Origin of the sequence: Bacillus timonensis, assembly GCF_004799755.1 — a bacterium.
Taxonomy (GTDB): Bacteria; Bacillota; Bacilli; order Bacillales; family Bacillaceae_L; genus Ferdinandcohnia; species Ferdinandcohnia timonensis_A.
Genome location: NZ_SLUB01000011.1, coordinates 1 through 17572 on the forward strand (window position 1 = coordinate 1; position 17572 = coordinate 17572).

Sequence of the window (17572 nt, forward strand, 5' to 3'; positions counted from 1 at the left end):
AGATGTGTATAAGAGACAGCATTTATCGTTTTGCGGTTGAGTGGTATACCGATTATCCGGTTTGCGGTATACCATTTATCGTTTTACGGTTAGGTGATATACCGATTATGCTGTTAGCGGTATATCATTTATCGTTTTGCGGTTGAGTGATATACCGATTATCCGGTTTGCGGTATATCATTTATCGTTTTGCGGTTGAGTGATATACCGATTATCCGGTTTGCGGTATACCATTTATCGTTTTACGGTTAGGTGATATACCGATTATGCTGTTTGCGGTATATCATTTATCGTTTTGCGGTTGAGTGATATACCGATTATCCCGAATGCAACGGTACATCATTTACCGTATTTGCAACATCATAAAAAAGCAGCTACCCAAAGATAGCCGCCTGATTCAATGTTACCTATGCCACAACAAGTCTAATTTTATTATCAGAAGGATCTTTTGTAACAATGACTCCATCCTCATCTTGAACATATGCGCCGATTTGCTTTAAGTTTCCGACGGTAGTTTGTAAGGAATCTTCGTTTGGCAATACAAGCGTGAACAACTTAATGCCAGCACTATTATCAGAAGGTGCAGGTGCTCCTACGCCATTCCATGTGTTTAGTCCAATGTGGTGATGGTAGCCACCTGTTGAAATGAATAATGCCATGCCGCCATAACGGCAAACAACATCAAATCCAAGCCCTTTTGTATAGTATTCCTCGGTTTTTGTTAAATCAGATACATGCATGTGAATATGTCCCATTACGGTTCCTTCTGGAAGTCCAGTCCATTTTTCACCATTTGCAGCAGCAAGTACACCTTGACCGTCCATTGGTTCTGTTACCATCTTCACTTCGCCATTCATCCATTCCCATTCAGTATCAGGACGGTCTCTGTAAATTTCAATGCCATTTCCATCTGGATCATCTAAGTAGAGGGCTTCACTCACCGCATGATCAGATGCGCCAATTCGCACATTATTTTGGACCAAGTGATATAGTACCTTTCCTAAGTCCTCTCGTGTTGGTAAAAGCAATGCAAAATGGTAAAGCCCTGTTCGGCGTGGCTCTTTTGAAGTAACGTTCTCAGGCTGTTCTATGGATAATAACGGCGTTTTGCCATCCGCTGTTAACAATACCTTTCTTTCGGACTGTTCTAATACTTTAAATCCAATGATATTTTGATAAAATGCTAACGACCGCTGTAGGTCAGTTACTTTTAGTTCTACAAGGCCAACAAATGTATATGGTGGGCGTTGATATTTCATTTTCGTGTGCCTCCTCAATTCAATTAGTAACTTACTTTATGTAAGTAATTATATTTTTATAATTAAACTATGTCAAGTAAGTTTATTATTTGTTACAATGCGCTATAATATATTCATAGGGGTGATGGAAATATGGATACAAATGTAATTTGTCCTAAATTCGAAAAAGCTATGAGTTTAATTGGGCAAAGGTGGACAGGACTTGTCATATACCAACTTCTCTCCGGTCCACAACGCTTTTGCACGATTGAATCTTCAATCGGAATCAGTGGAAGAGTCCTTTCAGAAAGACTTAAGGACCTAGAAAGTCAAGGTATCATAAAACGTCATGTATACCCAGAAACCCCTGTACGTATCGAATACTCCTTAACGGAAAAAGGGTTGGCCCTTAAACCTTTAATGGATGAAATCCAAAAATGGTCGCAGGACTGGGTAAAAATAGATTCATAAATCATCAAGTTTTAAGCAGATTGTGTTGGATGCAATCTGCTTTTTTTCATAAGCCTCAGGTCTTATTTGGAAATATATCGGTAGTGCGTTACATGAACACCGCTCACCATTTATGATAGGGATAGAATAAATAATAAAGGCAGGTTAAAAAAATGAAGAAAATATTAATCATATTTTTCGTTCTTATTGGGGCTTATCTATTAATCACAAATCTATACCGTATTCCTGGGCTACCTTTTGGAGGAAATTTTGAAGACTCCGTTCAGGTTACCAATAAAATTGATGAGATTGAAATTGATATAACATCAATTAGCACGACTGTTATTCCCGAAAACCGGGATGACGTGAAAGCTGAATTGAAAGGAAAAGGCAAAGTTCATGTGTCAAAAAGTGGCGACACAATAGAGGTCACTTATGAACGTGGATTTCTCAACTTTGGGTGGTTTCCCTTCTTTAATAAATCAAACCTAACGGTGTATATCCCAGAAGATTATGACCATGATCTAGCACTTAAAGTTGGGTCCGGCCATTTAGAATTCGATGGTGCTCCAATGGAGTTAAACGAGCTTTCTGCAGATGTCCATTCCGGAAATATGAGATTGGAAAACCTTTCGGCTAAAAACTTTACACATAATGTTGCATCTGGAAACTCTAGAATTGAGAAGCTTACAACCAAAAACGGAGAAATCGATGTTAGCTCTGGTAATGTTACTGTGGACAATTATACCGGGAAACTAGAAGCTGAAGTACACTCAGGGCGTTTAAAAGCAACAATTGCAAACCTCACAGATTCAATTGATGCAAGCGTAAAATCAGGTCTACTTGATATTGACCTCCCAGATGATGCTGACTTTACTCTAAAAGGTAAAGCAAATAGCGGATACATTTCCAATGATTTCTCTTTAGATGATTCGACACGGGATAAAGGGAATATTGAAGGAAAACACGGTGCGGGCACCCATGATGTTAATATTGAAGTAAATAGCGGTAAAGCATCAATCAGATAATGAAAAAAAGCGCTCGAACTTCGAGCGCTTTTTACTGCTTCTTCCCTATACTCACTGATATGCTGGAATTCCTAACATCGTTTCTAAATCCACGATTTCAAAGCCCCGTTCCTGCAATTTTTCAATGATACCTGGCAATGCTTCGTATGTATCGTATTCATCGGAATCCGTATGCATGAGGATGATGTCGCCATTACGTATGTTAGCATCAACATTGGAATAAATTACATCTGGACTTTTTTGTGCCCAATCGAGTGAATCTATCGACCAAAGAATAATGGAATACTTATTTTCTTTTGCCACGCCAGCAACTAATTCATTCGTTGACCCATAAGGTGTCCTAATAAATGCAGGCTCTTTGCCAATGATTGACTCAATCACATTTCCCGCCCGCTCTATTTCGTTCTGAATTTCTGCTTCTCCCAGCTGATCCAGTTGGATATGATTGTAGCTATGACTTAGCACGAGATGTCCTTTTTCATAGGCTTCTTTTACAACCTCTGGATGCTTCTCCACTTCGCTTCCCAAAAAGAAAAAATTCCCCTTAACCCCATATTTGTCTAAAACTCCAATCACTGCCGAAGTCACCGTGCTATCAGGTCCATCATCAAAGGTTAAGGCTACCTGTTTTTTATTCGGACCATTGATAAATAAACGATCCTGAGTTTTGGAGAATTCAATGATCTCATCCCGCCATTTTTGCATAGACGCTACAGTCTTTTTTTCTAGAAATGAAGATTCCCCCATGATTTCAAGTAGGTATTCATTCTTCCATGAAAAATCTGCAGGAAATCTCGCTTCAGGAATAGTATTTTCCTTCAGCACCATATTGTGGTTCCCTTGGGCTACTCCCCCAACCTCTTTCACTTCCTTTGACTCGCAGGAAGATAACAAACTTACCGAGCATATGATAAAAAATATAATCACCTTTTGGACCATGAAATCGTTCCCCCTTTACTTCATTCTAAACACAGGACATAATTATTGAAAGATATAAAAAATGTACTGACAAAATTTTCAACCTATTTTATTATTAGTAAAACACTATAACGAGGAGGTTCTTTTGATGAGTATTGCACTCATTTCCGATATTCATGGAAATATGACTGCACTTGAAACTGTACTAGAACATATTAAAGCACGTGGGATCGAGACGGTTCTCTGTCTTGGTGACCTTGTTGGAAAAGGACCAAACTCAGCTTTAGTGGTTGACCGGATACAAGAGGTGTGTGAGGTTGTGCTTTTGGGCAATTGGGATGACTTTATTCAGAATGAACATCCTGATGAGGGTATCACATGGCATCGAAATCAACTTGGAGATGAACGCCTCTCATACTTAGGAACACTTCCCTTTCATTATGATTTTTATATGAGTGGTAAATATATTCGGCTGTACCACGCCTCAGCCAAAAGTGTCCACCACCGTGTTGTCCCCATGATTCATTCTGATGATGAAAAAAGAGCCATGTTTGAGTACTCTGAATGGATTTCACCTTTAGAGAACAGAACACCTGACATAATCGGATTTGGAGATATACACGCTGCCTTAATTGAACCAATGGATACAGAACAGACCCTATTAAATGTCGGAAGTGTTGGCAACCCACTTGATACAACACAAGCAACCTTTGCCATTTTACATGGAAAGTACCACTCAAAAGAAGTGGCCCCCTTCTCCATCGAAATTGTTCGGCTTCCATATGATGTTGAAAAAGAATTAACGATTGCAGCCAATATGGGGCTACCCTATTTTGACAAATATGCAGCGGAGCTTCGTGAAGCCGTTTACCGTGGTGCTCCAAACAGGGAAAAATAACTAGTTCTTGAAACTTGCACAAGATCTAAGAATCAATGTAAAATAATAAAATAAACGAATTTTCATACGTATAGTTTTCATAAAATGTGTATATAATGTTTTTTATTTGAGCCTCTATAATTACAATCCTGAGAGGAGAATTGCCTTGACTGCCAATAACGAACCTAAAAAAGAGATCACGGTTAATTCAACTGTACAGTTAAAAGGAATCGTAAAAGCCATTTTTAATGATTCCATACATGTACAAATTGGAGGTAAAATCATTACACTTCCCGCTTCAAACCTTTTAAAACAAAATAAACCATTAACCTAAGAAGAGAAAACACCGTCCGGAATTTGAACGGTGTTTTTTATTTCACCGGATTTTCCGTATTTTTATTTTCCATTCAGCTCCTGTTCCAATTTTATATTTATTAGCAATGGACTCCTGATTAAGAGCAACCGCAATTTTATCTAATGAGTTTATATACAAAATGGGTTCGCCAAGCCCACTATCAGCAAAGGATCGTCCATATTTCATCGTACTCTTATATACATTACTTCCATCATACTCAATCATCACTTCAATGCCATCACCATACTCATTTCCAAGCTGATTAAAAAGTGTCCTGTCGATGTTAGTCCAAAGGTTACCGAACCGAACATCTAAGACATCAATATTCCCAAACACCGTTTCATTATCAATGCTCGCTTCAGATATGGGCAATTGGACTAATGATTCAACCGGAACAAGGGGTCCAACTTCTTCGTAAGAAATCACACCGGATGCAAGCCTTGCCCCCGTATAAACATAAACATCTCTTCCATGGAATGTATAGGATTCTCCTGAAAACGGTAAACGATTAATGCTTTCATCAATAATCCTCACCTCTTTAATACCTAGTTTTTTCAGAATATGCGTAACCGTACCATTGTCCGGTGTTACAATGTATTGATTTGTTTCAGTCTTTACCACAATGCTACGTCGGTCAGAACCAACACCCGGGTCAACAACCGAAACAAAAACAGTGCCTTCTGGCCAATAGAAAATTGTCTGATATAAGCGGTAAGATGCTTCCCATATATTAAATTTTGGTATATCGTGAGTTAGGTCAAAAATTCGAAGTGTTGGGTCCACTGAAATTGCTACACCATACATTGCACTTACAGCACCATCACTTAATCCAAAATCAGTTTGTACTACTAGATGATTTTTCATCACAATAAATCCCTCCATTTTGTCTGTAATCTAACGGGCAAACCCGTTTTTGGGGTATAAAAAAACCACGTCCTTATCAAATACGATAAGGACGTGGTTGAATTCACGTGGTACCACCTTAATTCACTGTTTGCTCACACAAACAGTCTCTGCAAGTACGCAGGTCTATACTTAGCCTGTATACTGTGGTATTGATAACGAGTACCAAATCTCGTCGGAACCTACTCATAACAGTTGTTACTTTCAGCACGAAACTCAGAGGCCATTGTTCAGATTCGTATTTTTGCTTCTTTTCAGCTAACGAAGCTCTCTGTGTAAAATAGCTAAATCCTACTTTTTCTCTTCATCGTCTTTACGTAAGGTTATTATTAATTAGTTATTATATCCAGGTTCATCTTATATTGCAATTAAGATTTTCTAAAAATTCAATCGGGTTATTTTTCCCCTAATGCCTGTAAAGTACCCGGCCACCATGACCAATCCTCTTTAAAAATCTTTTTCTGAAGTTGTCGGTAGTTTACTATGCTTTTGGCGATTGAAGCCTTTTATTTTTGACACCACACTATACACAAGTAATGCGGCGAATATGGCTAGGATTGCACCAACTAAAATATCTCCAGGATAATGCACACCCACCCAAATACGAGCAAAACCTACTAAGCATGCAAGCACCATCCAAAGATACCTGCCTGGTTTCTTAAACAAGAAAAAGGAAAAACAGACCGCAAAAAAGATCATCGTGTGATCACTTGGAAAGGAATTATTGACTGCTTTTTCAACCAATTGATTTACATTTGGCAGTTCCGCAAATGGTTGGTTATTGGAATGAACCATTCCTGCCACCCTTCCAAGAAGCACCGCTATCCCAACTGAAAGGAGGCTACTCATCACCATGATACGGTTTTGCTCTCCCTTTTTAAATAAATAGAAAATCACCACAAAGATTAGGAAATACAAGGCATAACTGCCTATCATAATCATTGGAACATCTAAGAATGGTAATTTCTTGCCTAACCCATTAATTTGATAAAATATATCTTTATTGACATCCATTATATTCAAGATAACTCCCCTTTAATAAAGACTATGATTTTATTTTTAAACACAAAAAATCGATGTAGCATACTTACCATTACAATTTTGTAAGCCACATCGAATGTTTGTCAACTATAAAATCGGAGATAAAAGTCTTGAAATCGACTCTTTAAACTTAATGTTACTTCCTCTTTTTACGTATTCTTCCCATGTTAGTAGCTTTGATCGCTTGATATCTTCTTTGAAAATCGCTGTTAGTTCTTTTGAAATGTTTTCATCATATAAAAAGGCATTCACTTCAAAATTAAGTCGGAGGCTCCTCACATCGATATTCGCTGTACCGACCGAAGAAATCTCCTCATCGACCACAAGTGTTTTTGAATGAATAAAGCCATTACTATAAATGTAAACATTTGCTCCAACAGGTAGCAGTTCCCCAATATGCGAAAGGGTTGCCCAATAAACGAAAGGGTGATCCGGCTTATCTGGAATCATGATATTCACTTCAACCCCTGAAAGACAAGCTACACGTATCGCATCCAAAAGGCTTTTATCAGGGATAAAATAAGGTGTCTGCATATAAATCGACTTTTTAGCTGAGTAGAGCATTTTGATATACGCATTTTTAATCTGCTCAAAGTCTGTATCAGGACCACTTGTCACAATTTGAATCCCAACATTTCCAAGTCTGACATTCTCAATTGGAAATAACTCTGGATCATACATGATATCGAAATCACGAGATGCTTGGTTCCAGTCCAAAATGAAGCGAACCTGCATCGTATCAACTGCAGTTCCCCTTATGCGCAAATGAGTATCTCGCCAATACCCAAACCTCGTATTTAATCCAAGGTACTCATCGCCAACATTAAAGCCACCGACATATCCTACCTTTCCATCAATAATGACCAATTTCCGATGGTTTCGGAAGTTCATCCGCAAATTGATGAAACGCAACTTCGATGGAAAAAATACCTCGACAAGCCCACCAGCTTCACGAAATTCTTTAAAAAATCTTTTTGTCAATGTCCTAGAACCTAGCTCATCATATAGAACACGGACTGTTACCCCTTCTTTTACCTTCCTTGTTAAATGCTCCATTAATTTTCGGCCTAGATTATCATTTTTAATAATATAATATTGCAAATGAATCGATTCTTTTGCAGCTTCAATATCCTCAAATAGACGGCGATATTTCTCTTGCCCATCTGTAAATACTTCTACTGCATTATTTTTCGTAAACAGGGCATTCGCATTAACAAGGTTCATATAAATAAGATCTTGATTATCTTGTGTAATCGGATTGTTGAATAGGAACTTTTGGGTTCGTAATAGTTCTTTTTGCTTCTCAAGTACTTCTTCTATCCCACTCTTTTTTAAATCATCCCATTGAAAAAGATGGTCACGTGTTAAATTTCGGCCTAGAAGTAAATATAAAATAAAGCCAGCTACAGGAATGAAAAATAGGACTAATAACCACGCCCAGGTCGAACTCGCATCTCGTCTTTCGCGAAAGATGACAACCACGGCAAATACAATGTTTAAGACCATAACCAATCCTAATAATACCGATGTAATATTTACCATATTTCTCCTCTCTCACCGATTCATTCTACATTCCAATATACTATATTTCAGAATGTTTATGAAACAATTCGCTATATGGTGTTTTCAGATCCGCTCTTTAATTTTTATTGTTTTTTTATATTCTTTATTTCATTTCTGAGGTTTTTAACAAGATTAAATATGTAGAGCAAGAAACCTGGCCTTTCTTCAGCCAGGTTCCACATACTAATGAATGTTCTTATCTACATACCTTCCATAGTCTGGAATCGCTATTTGGTCGAAGTCCCTTACTAATCTACCTAAGGATTCTTCCAACAAAGAACCTGTCATTGGAAAACCATGTCCCGTGATGGCAACACTCGGTTTAAGCGCAGCCAACGTTTCAACGGACTTTTTCGCAGCCTGCCAATCTGTTGTTAAATATCTCGGCGGACCACTAATTTCCTGTTCTTGCGTAATCACCTTGTACAAAGACTCCTGTTTCACTGTCACAAACGCATCTCCAACAATTAAAGCACGGTCTTTTTCACGGAAAAAGGATATATGCCCAGGTGCATGTCCCGGTGTATGGATCCAACGGAAATCAGACAAATGGGGTACTGTTCCATCTGCAGGTAATTTTTCTACATGGTCCCCTAGTTGTATGGGCTCATTCGGAAACATCGGTGACATCTTTGCAACCATTCCACCTTCTACTGTCGGGTCCGGATCCGGATAGCTTTGTTGCCCTGTTAAAAATGGCATTTCCAGCTCATGCGCGTAAACTGGTACATCCCAGTGTTCAACTAATTCAACGATTGCCCCCACGTGATCAAAATGGCCGTGTGTTAACAGAATCGCCTTCGGACGACTATTTGCACCAAAGCGTTCCTCACAAGCTGCTATTATTTCCTCTGCAGAACCTGGCATACCTGCGTCAACAATTACAAAGTCCGATGTTCCCGGCTCGCCGACCACCACAAAATTCACAATTTGGATGGTATGACAATAAAGATCCGGCAGCACCTGCATCCCCATCCCACTAGCGATAGAAGTTGCAGGAATAAATTTATAGTCACTTCCATATTGCATGTCCTTCTCCATATAAATCCTCCTTACAGGTCTACATAGTGATAGTATTTCACGGAAGTAATAATTTATTTATGGAGAAATGGAGAAGACACACAACTTAGTCACCTAGGTTTGACAACCATTGCTTTAGTTTACTTTTTGGATAATAAACATTCCCGTTTAATATGATATGTGGAATCTCTGGGTGCTCTTTTATTAATTCCTTAGCATCCTCTTTGGAAACCCCAATATGGTAATGGATATCCTTTTCCTTTATTAGCTCGAATAAATCCTCTTCATCAAATTTCTCCATAACACCCTTTGCTTCAGGATTTTTAAAATTCTTCAAGCCGTCTCCAATGAAATAACCGGCAACGGCAATTCCAATCCCTATAAACAGGCTCATTTTTCCACCCTCTTTATTATAATAATCCTCTATATTATGTATTACGTTACGTCTATTAAAAAGTTTCACATATACGAAAAGGAACCAGTGTGTACTGGTCCCTTAGTTATGTGTTTTTATACGTTTTGGATAATGAAAAATCATTCTTAGTATCGTGTAAAATAACAAAATAAATACAATTGTATTGACAATCCAATGGGTACCAATCAGAATGTTGGCTAGCGCAAATACGATAATTGGCTTTGTTAACGCAAACGCACACATTTTCCACAGAAATTGAAATTTCAACTGGCGATGTGTAAGTTTACTGATTCCGACTCCTAATCCCGCTAATACAGAAATCCCCGCGATTCCTAAAAACAGCATTAAAAACGGATAGAATAAAAGGACCTGGATGATATATATATTTTGTGGAATGTCACTTTCCTTATAAGAGTCATCCAACAACAAATTGATTTCAATTGGAAGTGCGATGATAAACAGTAAAAACAGCAAAAAAAGGATCGTATGTCTCATTTCCAGCTTATTCAGCCGCTTCATCGCTGCCTTATTTGGCAATCGCAAACTATCGATAACTGTCGACATGAGTTTCACATAAAGCCACTCGTTTCGTTTAAAAATAATTAGACATAAAGATACCTTTCCGTCAGAAGAAAGGTATCCATTCATATTACTTATAAAATTCGTCAGGAATATTGCCGAATTTACGGTTGTGATAAAGTAGTGGTGGATTGCTATAGTTTTCAATTTCAACCACTTCACCAATGAGAATCGTATGGTCGCCTGCTTCAACGGTTTTGAACGTTTTACAGTGTAAAACGCCTGAAGACCCCTTCAAGATTGGAAGATTGTTAGTAGACATCTCCCATTCACAGTTCGCAAATCGATCTGTTCCCTTGCTTGCAAAAAGGGCACAAATATCCCCTTGGTCACCTGCTAATACATGTACTGCAAATTTATCTGTTTTTGTGAAAATATCATAAGTGGATACTCTTTTATCAATGGACCATAATATCAATAATGGATCCAATGAAACAGAGGCAAATGAGTTTACCGTAAGCCCAAGTGGCACTCCATTTTCATCAGTCGTTGTCACAACTGTTACACCCGTCGGATAATTCCCCATGACGTCTTTAAAAGTCTGTACTTTATCCATAGCTCACACACCTTTCTACACGATGACATACTTATTTTCTATCATTCTATATTAATAACTTACAAAAATCGTTAATATTACTATATCATGATTACTTTGACAATTCTAATCGTTTGCCTAATGTGCGGACGTATAAATATTTCCTTGGCGAATCCATTTCGTTGCGACCCATTTTTCTCCCTCAGATACAGGAACACTTGAATGCAGCGACATGCGGTCTACCTCACCTTTACTGTTCCCATACTGAAAATACACAGCAGAGCCTCTCTTCGGAACAATCGAAACGCCCGCTTTTGGAAAAACCGTTTCACCACCAGCCAGTACATCATTTAAATAAATAAGGAATGTACCCACCCGCTGACCCCCTTTTTCGGGGTCTACCTTACCCGGAGGAAAATAATCAAAATGACTTTTATATTCCTCACCAATGCCATAATTCAATACCTGGAGCCCTTCCCCATTTTCAACAGGGAACTCCGTTAATTCTGAAATTCTAGTTTCTATATCTTTAATAAATTCATTTTCTCGTAAATAAAAAGACATTCCTTTACTTGTTCGACCAGTTGCTGCTTTTTCTTCACCAGTCTTCGGGTCGATAACAGTCGACGGCTTAAGGCGGCTTCTTGATAATTCAATCAACTGTTCACATTCCTCATCGCTTAAAAATTGATCTAAATGCAAAATAAACGGTTTCTCTACTTTTGATAAAACCTTTATTTCTCGGTCCTTTGTGCGTAAAATACTTCCTTTTTTTGCGATTTCGGGCTGTTCATATTCATATGGAGCTTGTACACCTGGTGTGTCAATCGGCTTATTTCCGACAATTCGAAACAAAGTTGTATAAGAGAGTCTAGGGTCATAACCTTTCCGAATCATGGCATCTACAATTGCTTCAGGATTCACGCCACTGTTTAGCGTTTTAATAATCCAATCCATAAGTGCACCTGGTATTTGCTTTACTTTCTCCATTTCTTCCTCCCCTTTTGGAACGAGGGACCTGTCCCTTTGTCCCGAGCCCGTGTTTTAGATAAAGTAATCCCTTACATTACATTTTAATATATTCAAGTAAAATTGTGGTAGTAATTACTTATTTCCAATGGTTGAACATTTTGGATTGCCACATTTTCTACAAAAAAATAAAAGTAACCACAGTTGTAGTTACTAAATAGGTTTGATGTTCTTTATGTATGTGGGTCAGTTAGATTCCAAAAAACTTTCTTGCTAAGTCAACATATTCAATTTCATCATCCGGAACTTCGTCCTCATGATAAATGGCATCCACCGGGCAAACCGAAACACAAGCCCCACAGTCAATGCAAATATCGGGATTGATATAAAACTGATCATCACCAGGCTCGATACATTCGACAGGACACACCTCGACACACTCTGCTGCTTTCTCCGCCCCACATGGCGACGTAATTACATATGCCACCCAATCCCCCCCTAGTTGAAGGCCTTCCAGTAGACTAGAAGTCTTCCATATTTACTACACCCTATGTTGCTAAGGCGAGATGTATTCCGGATATTGGGATTTAGTTGAGGGGAATGGAAGTTGGCTGTGGAGCTTCAACGCTTCCCCCTGCCAAATCCCTCCACTAAAAAAAGGGCAAGACCATATCGATCTCACCCCATCATAACCTTAAAAAGATTATTCACTCTTTTGTCCCGTATACACATGAATGGCGTCTCTTAGGAATGTTGCTGTTCCCGGCTGTTCTTTATCGTAATATGCCGTGAATCTCTCGTCATCCACATACATTTGCGCTAACCCCGCATGCGCTTCTTTACTATAACTTGGCCAGTAAAACATGAGCCATTGCTTATGCATCTCTGCGGCTTTCTGGGCAAGTACTCCAGCAGGGTCGCCCGTCTTCAGCGCTTCCCTTAATGTCTCCATTAGTTCCTCTGAAAGATGGGTCGCCTTATCATGATCCTCTTTAGACATGTTCATAAATTTCTCATTTGATTGTTTAACCGTTTCTTCGCCATATTTTTCACGGATTTCTTTTCCGTATTTTTTCTCATTCTCTTCAACGGCTTTCTTTTTAAAGCCTTCAAATTTTTCTTGATCGGACATCGTTATTCTCCCTTCTTTTTGCGCAATGGTTTTCTCGACATTGGCAATTAATTGATCAATTTGTTTTCGTTTATCAAGGAGCTGCTCACGATGTTCTTTTAGTGCTTTGGATTCATCGAAGGCAGGGTTTGTCATGATTTGCTTAATATCAGTTAGATTGACTCCGAGTTCACGGTAAAAAAGGATTTGCTGCAGACGATTGACTTCATCTTGCCCATAGATTCGATATCCTGAAGAATTGATTCTTGCCGGCTTAAGAATCTCAATTTCATCATAATATCGAAGTGTTCTTGTGCTTACTCCCGCTAGTTTCGCTAACTTTTGAACCGTGTATTCCATCTCATCACCCCCTGATATTTTTACTTTACACCTTTACGTAACGTTAAGGTCAACACTTCTTTTTACGAAAAAATAAAAAACCCTACAAGATCGATATAACCTTGTAGGGCGTAAACAATTAGTTTTCTTGAATGTTTTTGCGGTCCTTCTTAAACATCTTGGATAAAATTTCATAGACAATTGGAACGACTAGTAGTGTTAATAAGGTCGAACTTGCTAGACCGCCGATAACGGTAATTCCAAGCCCTTTCGAGATTAAGCCACCGCCGCCTTCGCCAAATAATAACGGAATTAACGCACCAATTGTCGCAATCGCCGTCATTAGAATTGGACGTAAACGAGTTGATCCAGCTTCAAGAACTGCTTCACGCATTGTCATACCATCTCGTTCCATATGGATAATACGGTCGACTAGCACGATTGCGTTCGTTACGACGATACCAATCAACATTAAGAGACCCATCATGACCGAAACGGAAATGGTTTCATCTGCAATCAATAATCCAACAAACGAACCAATAATCGCAAACGGAAGGGAGAACAGAATCGCAAATGGCGCAACTCCCTCACCAAATGTCACAACAAGAATAAAGTACACAATCGCAATCGCTGCAAGCATTGCAAGACCTAGCTGAGTAAATGTTTCAACCATATCCGCTTGTACACCCGCAACTCCAAGTGTTACACCTTTAGGAAGGTCAAGCTCATCGATGTCTTTTCCGACCTTCGATGTTGCCTTTGAAATGTCGTCGCCGATAATGTTTGCTGAAACAGAAGCATAGTACTCACCTTTACTACGAGAAAGTGTATTTAAGGTTGTTCCTTCCTTAACCTCTACCAACTCAGAAAGCGGTAATGTAGTGCCTGCTGCTGTTGGAACTTGTGTTGCAAGAAGGTCCTCAATTGATTTAGGCGCAGCGACTTTTTCCTGTTGAACAACAACCTCTATCGCATTTCCGTCTTTTTCAACAGTTGTTAGAACCTCTTGTGAACGATCTGGATTTAACATCATGACAATCTGACCTGTTGTAAGCCCATATTGCAATAAGTTATCTTGTTCAACATGGAATGTGTACTCTACATACGCATCCTCCGCACTTGAAGAAACATCCTCCAAGCCGTCTGCATCCCTCATGACACCTTCGACCATATCAACTGCATCATAAAGTTTATTTAAATCTTCACTATATAATGTATAGCTTACTTCATTTGAATTCATGGACATAGAAGAGAAGTTTTGGCTCTTCCACTCACCAGATTGGCCAATATTGAACACATACTCTTCAATTTCTTCACGAACTTCAGGGAAGTTCTTCATTTCTGGGTCAAAGATGAGGTACATAAGGGCACCATCACCGCCGCCTCCCATCATGGCAGCCATCGGATCTCCACTTTCCGTTACGGAAACTTGAAGAATATCAATATCTTCGCGTTTTAATAGCTCATCTTCAACCTCCGCCACATTTTCAAGAGTTTCATCCTTTAACTCACCAGTTCCTGGTGTGTAGGTTAAATACATAACCTTTTCTTCTTCACTACCCATAAAACTAAAACCGATTAAAGGTGTTAATGCTAAACTGCCGACTAATAGTAAGATAGAAATCACAGACACAATAATTTTATGGTTTAATGACCAATTTAAAATGCCTTTGTACCCGTTCGCAAGCTTACCTGCTTCCTTATGCTTTGCTTCTGTTTTTTCCACATAAAGCTGCTTTTTAAACAAGGTATGTGATAAAGCAGGAACAATGGTGATTGCCACTAGTAAGGAAGCACCTAGAGCAAAGGTCATTGTTAATGCGAATGGCATGAACAATTCTCCAACCATTCCACCGACAAACACTAGTGGTGCAAATACAGCAACCGTAACTAAAGTGGAGGAAAGGATTGGTTTGAACATTTCAATTGTTGCTTCGCGAATTAATGCGCGTCCATTTAATTTCTCTTCTTTTAAGTGGAGTCGTCGATAAATGTTTTCTACAACGACAATGGAGTCATCAATTACCCGTCCGATCGCAACGGTAACCGCTCCTAACGTCATTAAGTTTAAGGTAATATCCATCCATTTTAACAGCAATAATGCCATAAAAATGGAGACCGGAATCGATACTATCGAAATAATTGTTGATCTGAAATTACGTAAGAAAAGTAAAATGATTAATACTGCAATCAAGCCACCAAAGAGCGCCTTCTCCACCATCGTTGAAACAGACTGTTCAATTGGCTCACCTTGGTCGAGTGATACATCTATAGTTAGACCTTCCATTCTTTCTTGCTCATCTTTAATCAGGTCTTTGACTTCATTTACAACATCCACTGTGTTCGCTTGTTGCTCTTTAACAATTTGAATCGCGATTGCGTCTTTTCCATTCGTACGGGAAACAGATTGAACGCGCCCAACCTCTTCGATCGTCGCGATATCACCAAGCTTCACAAATGGTACAGGACTGTTTTCAGTAGGTGTAACAGGAATTACCATATACTTTAATTCATCGGCTGTCATGAATTTTCCGTCAATCGCGACTGCTTGTTCACCTTCTTCAAATTCAAACAGACCTAATGATACAGCCATATCACTCGCTTGAATCATTTGCTTAACTGTATCTTCTGTTAAGTCGTACTTAGCCATTTCCTCTTTATTGTAGGTCAGTTGTACTTCCTCAATATGCTGACCTGTGATTGTTGCGGAACCAACCCCATCCAGTTTTTCAATTTTCGGAAGCAAAACATCTTCTACTGTTGATGTTAATTCAACAATATCTTCAGTTGTACTACTTACGCTAAGTGCCACGACTGGCATCATATTCATACTTATCGCTGTTATAACAGGCTCTTGTGCATTTTCTGGTAAAGTTACTGCGTCTAACGCAGACTGCAACGCACGCTTAGCCTCATCCATATCCTCCCCATAGTCATATTCAACTTGAATATTGGCCATGTTTGAATAGGAATTTGAATAGACAGATTTTACTCCATCCAGTCCTTCGACTGCTTTTTCAATCGGCATCGAGACATCTTCCATTACCTGTTCAGGTGTTGCTCCTGGATACACATCCATGACCATTAGGAACGGAATTGATATATCTGGAATGGTTTCTGTCTTCATTTGTGTACCTGAGTAAATTCCAGATACCGTTATAATAATTGTTAGTAACCAAACCGCTAGTTTGTTTTTTAGTACAAAATTGGCTATACCTCTCACACTTACACCTACCCTAGATTGACTTGTTAAACCCATTTATTTATAATAATGACCATTCAGTCATTTGTCAATGATAGACAGTGGGAGCGAAACAAATAATGGTAAAAAAGCAACTAATCATGGAAAAGGCACTAGAACTGTTCGCAAAGCAAGGTTTTGAAGCAACTTCCGTTCAACAAATAACGGATCGATGCGGCATTTCAAAAGGTGCTTTTTATCTTTCTTTTAAATCCAAGGATGAACTAATCATTGCCTTAATCGATCAATTTATGGAAGAAATCTTCGCTAACATTGACCATCTAGTCAGAAATAAGAAAAATGAAGAAAATCTTCTCTTTGATTTTTACTATGTAAGCTTTCAGTCGTTCGGACAACATACGGACTTTGCCAATATCCTAATGAAGGAATACACGCAGTCTCTAAACGAACAGCTTATCCTTAAAATGCACAACTATGACAAACTTATTAATTCCACAATTCTTTTGATGATTGACCGCGTCTACGGCGAAAAAGTGGATCAAACAAAATATGATTTGCTCTATTGCATAAAAGGCTTTATGCGAATGTATTCTGAGCTTTTTTTGTATCAAGGTTTTCCGCTAGATGTGGAAGCCCTTTGCAGGTCCCTTGTGGAAAAAACGGATCTCTTGGCACAAGGAATGACCCTTCCATTCTTACAAAAGGAGCATATGGACTTGTCAATCTTTCAAATTCAAGGAGATGTAACAAAGGAACAAATGGTTTCAATGATAGACGAGAAGGTAAAAGAGTTGGAGGATTCTATCCAGAAGGAGTCATTACTGCTTTTACAAGAGCAGCTTCAAAAACAAACGTTTAACCCTGCTATTATTAAAGGACTTCTGGAAAACATCCGTAACCATCCACATTGCAAGTGGATTGCCTACTTATTAGGTAGATATTTTAACCTTTAAGGGACAGATTTACAGATTTACACTGGGACAATGGACCTGTCCCTTCGTCCCAAAAAACACGGCAGATTTATTACTT

The 17572-nt window shown here is 38.8% G+C and carries 18 protein-coding genes and 1 other annotated feature; of the genes, 5 read left to right on the top strand and 13 right to left on the bottom strand.

Features of this window, described 5'->3' with window-relative positions:
• Positions 1-407: 407 nt before the first annotated feature.
• Positions 408-1259 (bottom strand): VOC family protein, encoded by an 852-nt coding sequence (locus E1I69_RS08335; RefSeq protein WP_136379152.1) that lies wholly within the window; start codon positions 1257-1259, stop codon positions 408-410.
• A 132-nt stretch (positions 1260-1391) separates the two neighbouring features.
• Here E1I69_RS08335 and E1I69_RS08340 point away from each other — a divergent pair, with 132 nt between their 5' ends.
• The gene (locus tag E1I69_RS08340) at positions 1392-1709 is read left to right on the top strand and encodes a winged helix-turn-helix transcriptional regulator (protein ID WP_136379153.1); all 318 of its coding nucleotides are present in this window, start codon (positions 1392-1394) and stop codon (positions 1707-1709) included.
• A 152-nt stretch (positions 1710-1861) separates the two neighbouring features.
• Positions 1862-2716, top strand: coding sequence for a LiaG family protein (gene liaG, locus E1I69_RS08345; RefSeq protein ID WP_136379154.1), 855 nt, complete (start codon positions 1862-1864; stop codon positions 2714-2716).
• Positions 2717-2767: 51 nt separating this feature from the next.
• On the opposite strand, the gene E1I69_RS08350 is transcribed toward liaG, so the two are convergent.
• Positions 2768-3655: a polysaccharide deacetylase family protein gene (locus tag E1I69_RS08350; protein WP_136379155.1), complete on the bottom strand. Its 888-nt coding sequence runs from the start codon at positions 3653-3655 to the stop codon at positions 2768-2770.
• A 127-nt stretch (positions 3656-3782) separates the two neighbouring features.
• Between E1I69_RS08350 and E1I69_RS08355 the strand changes: the two genes are divergently transcribed.
• Positions 3783-4532, top strand: coding sequence for a metallophosphoesterase family protein (locus E1I69_RS08355; RefSeq protein WP_242634560.1), 750 nt, complete (start codon positions 3783-3785; stop codon positions 4530-4532).
• A gap of 145 nt (positions 4533-4677) precedes the next feature.
• Entirely contained in the window at positions 4678-4845 is a 168-nt protein-coding gene (locus tag E1I69_RS24700; RefSeq protein WP_165439152.1) for a hypothetical protein, read from the top strand.
• Positions 4846-4887: 42 nt separating this feature from the next.
• Here the strand turns inward: E1I69_RS24700 and E1I69_RS08360 are convergent, their stop codons facing one another.
• The 11 genes from E1I69_RS08360 to E1I69_RS08410 all read right to left on the bottom strand — a co-directional run bounded on the left by E1I69_RS08360 (position 4888) and on the right by E1I69_RS08410 (position 16564).
• The gene (locus E1I69_RS08360; protein ID WP_136379237.1) at positions 4888-5730 is read right to left on the bottom strand and encodes an SAM hydrolase/SAM-dependent halogenase family protein; all 843 of its coding nucleotides are present in this window, start codon (positions 5728-5730) and stop codon (positions 4888-4890) included.
• Positions 5731-5814: 84 nt separating this feature from the next.
• Positions 5815-6086 (bottom strand) — a binding site (T-box leader).
• A gap of 130 nt (positions 6087-6216) precedes the next feature.
• Positions 6217-6783 (bottom strand): undecaprenyl-diphosphatase, encoded by a 567-nt coding sequence (locus E1I69_RS08365; protein WP_242634562.1) that lies wholly within the window; start codon positions 6781-6783, stop codon positions 6217-6219.
• Between the two features lie 114 nt (positions 6784-6897).
• Complete coding sequence (cls, locus tag E1I69_RS08370; protein ID WP_136379158.1) at positions 6898-8352, bottom strand: cardiolipin synthase; 1455 nt, start codon at positions 8350-8352, stop codon at positions 6898-6900.
• A gap of 204 nt (positions 8353-8556) precedes the next feature.
• Complete coding sequence (locus E1I69_RS08375; RefSeq protein WP_136379159.1) at positions 8557-9414, bottom strand: MBL fold metallo-hydrolase; 858 nt, start codon at positions 9412-9414, stop codon at positions 8557-8559.
• Between the two features lie 85 nt (positions 9415-9499).
• Positions 9500-9787, bottom strand: a complete 288-nt coding sequence (locus E1I69_RS08380) for a DNA-binding protein (RefSeq protein ID WP_136379160.1) — start codon at positions 9785-9787, stop codon at positions 9500-9502.
• Positions 9788-9889: 102 nt separating this feature from the next.
• The gene (locus tag E1I69_RS08385) at positions 9890-10372 is read right to left on the bottom strand and encodes a DUF1189 family protein (protein ID WP_242634563.1); all 483 of its coding nucleotides are present in this window, start codon (positions 10370-10372) and stop codon (positions 9890-9892) included.
• An 85-nt stretch (positions 10373-10457) separates the two neighbouring features.
• Positions 10458-10943 (bottom strand): flavin reductase family protein, encoded by a 486-nt coding sequence (locus tag E1I69_RS08390; protein WP_136379162.1) that lies wholly within the window; start codon positions 10941-10943, stop codon positions 10458-10460.
• Positions 10944-11060: 117 nt separating this feature from the next.
• On the bottom strand, positions 11061-11912 hold the full coding sequence (locus tag E1I69_RS08395) for a 2OG-Fe(II) oxygenase (protein WP_136379163.1): 852 nt from the start codon (positions 11910-11912) through the stop codon (positions 11061-11063).
• 229 nt (positions 11913-12141) lie between these two features.
• Complete coding sequence (locus E1I69_RS08400; RefSeq protein WP_136379164.1) at positions 12142-12378, bottom strand: indolepyruvate ferredoxin oxidoreductase subunit alpha; 237 nt, start codon at positions 12376-12378, stop codon at positions 12142-12144.
• 216 nt (positions 12379-12594) lie between these two features.
• Entirely contained in the window at positions 12595-13362 is a 768-nt protein-coding gene (locus E1I69_RS08405) for a MerR family transcriptional regulator (protein ID WP_136379165.1), read from the bottom strand.
• A gap of 118 nt (positions 13363-13480) precedes the next feature.
• On the bottom strand, positions 13481-16564 hold the full coding sequence (locus tag E1I69_RS08410; protein ID WP_136379238.1) for an efflux RND transporter permease subunit: 3084 nt from the start codon (positions 16562-16564) through the stop codon (positions 13481-13483).
• A 98-nt stretch (positions 16565-16662) separates the two neighbouring features.
• Here E1I69_RS08410 and E1I69_RS08415 point away from each other — a divergent pair, with 98 nt between their 5' ends.
• Positions 16663-17496, top strand: a complete 834-nt coding sequence (locus E1I69_RS08415) for a TetR/AcrR family transcriptional regulator (protein WP_136379166.1) — start codon at positions 16663-16665, stop codon at positions 17494-17496.
• Positions 17497-17572: the final 76 nt, after the last annotated feature.

Bases quoted from the DNA above. Each gene is read 5' to 3' on its own strand.
- liaG (WP_136379154.1), top strand. From the start codon at position 1,862: ATGAAGAAAATATTAATCATATTTTTCGTTCTTATTGGGGCTTATCTA.
- E1I69_RS08365 (WP_242634562.1), bottom strand. From the start codon at position 6,783: ATGGATGTCAATAAAGATATATTTTATCAAATTAATGGGTTAGGCAAG.
- E1I69_RS08350 (WP_136379155.1), bottom strand. From the start codon at position 3,655: ATGGTCCAAAAGGTGATTATATTTTTTATCATATGCTCGGTAAGTTTG.
- E1I69_RS08415 (WP_136379166.1), top strand. From the start codon at position 16,663: ATGGTAAAAAAGCAACTAATCATGGAAAAGGCACTAGAACTGTTCGCA.
- E1I69_RS08340 (WP_136379153.1), top strand. From the start codon at position 1,392: ATGGATACAAATGTAATTTGTCCTAAATTCGAAAAAGCTATGAGTTTA.
- E1I69_RS08390 (WP_136379162.1), bottom strand. From the start codon at position 10,943: ATGGATAAAGTACAGACTTTTAAAGACGTCATGGGGAATTATCCGACG.
- E1I69_RS08395 (WP_136379163.1), bottom strand. From the start codon at position 11,912: ATGGAGAAAGTAAAGCAAATACCAGGTGCACTTATGGATTGGATTATT.
- E1I69_RS08375 (WP_136379159.1), bottom strand. From the start codon at position 9,414: ATGGAGAAGGACATGCAATATGGAAGTGACTATAAATTTATTCCTGCA.
- cls (WP_136379158.1), bottom strand. From the start codon at position 8,352: ATGGTAAATATTACATCGGTATTATTAGGATTGGTTATGGTCTTAAAC.
- E1I69_RS08385 (WP_242634563.1), bottom strand. From the start codon at position 10,372: ATGTCGACAGTTATCGATAGTTTGCGATTGCCAAATAAGGCAGCGATG.
- E1I69_RS08405 (WP_136379165.1), bottom strand. From the start codon at position 13,362: ATGGAATACACGGTTCAAAAGTTAGCGAAACTAGCGGGAGTAAGCACA.
- E1I69_RS08335 (WP_136379152.1), bottom strand. From the start codon at position 1,259: ATGAAATATCAACGCCCACCATATACATTTGTTGGCCTTGTAGAACTA.
- E1I69_RS08380 (WP_136379160.1), bottom strand. From the start codon at position 9,787: ATGAGCCTGTTTATAGGGATTGGAATTGCCGTTGCCGGTTATTTCATT.
- E1I69_RS08355 (WP_242634560.1), top strand. From the start codon at position 3,783: ATGAGTATTGCACTCATTTCCGATATTCATGGAAATATGACTGCACTT.
- E1I69_RS08360 (WP_136379237.1), bottom strand. From the start codon at position 5,730: ATGAAAAATCATCTAGTAGTACAAACTGATTTTGGATTAAGTGATGGT.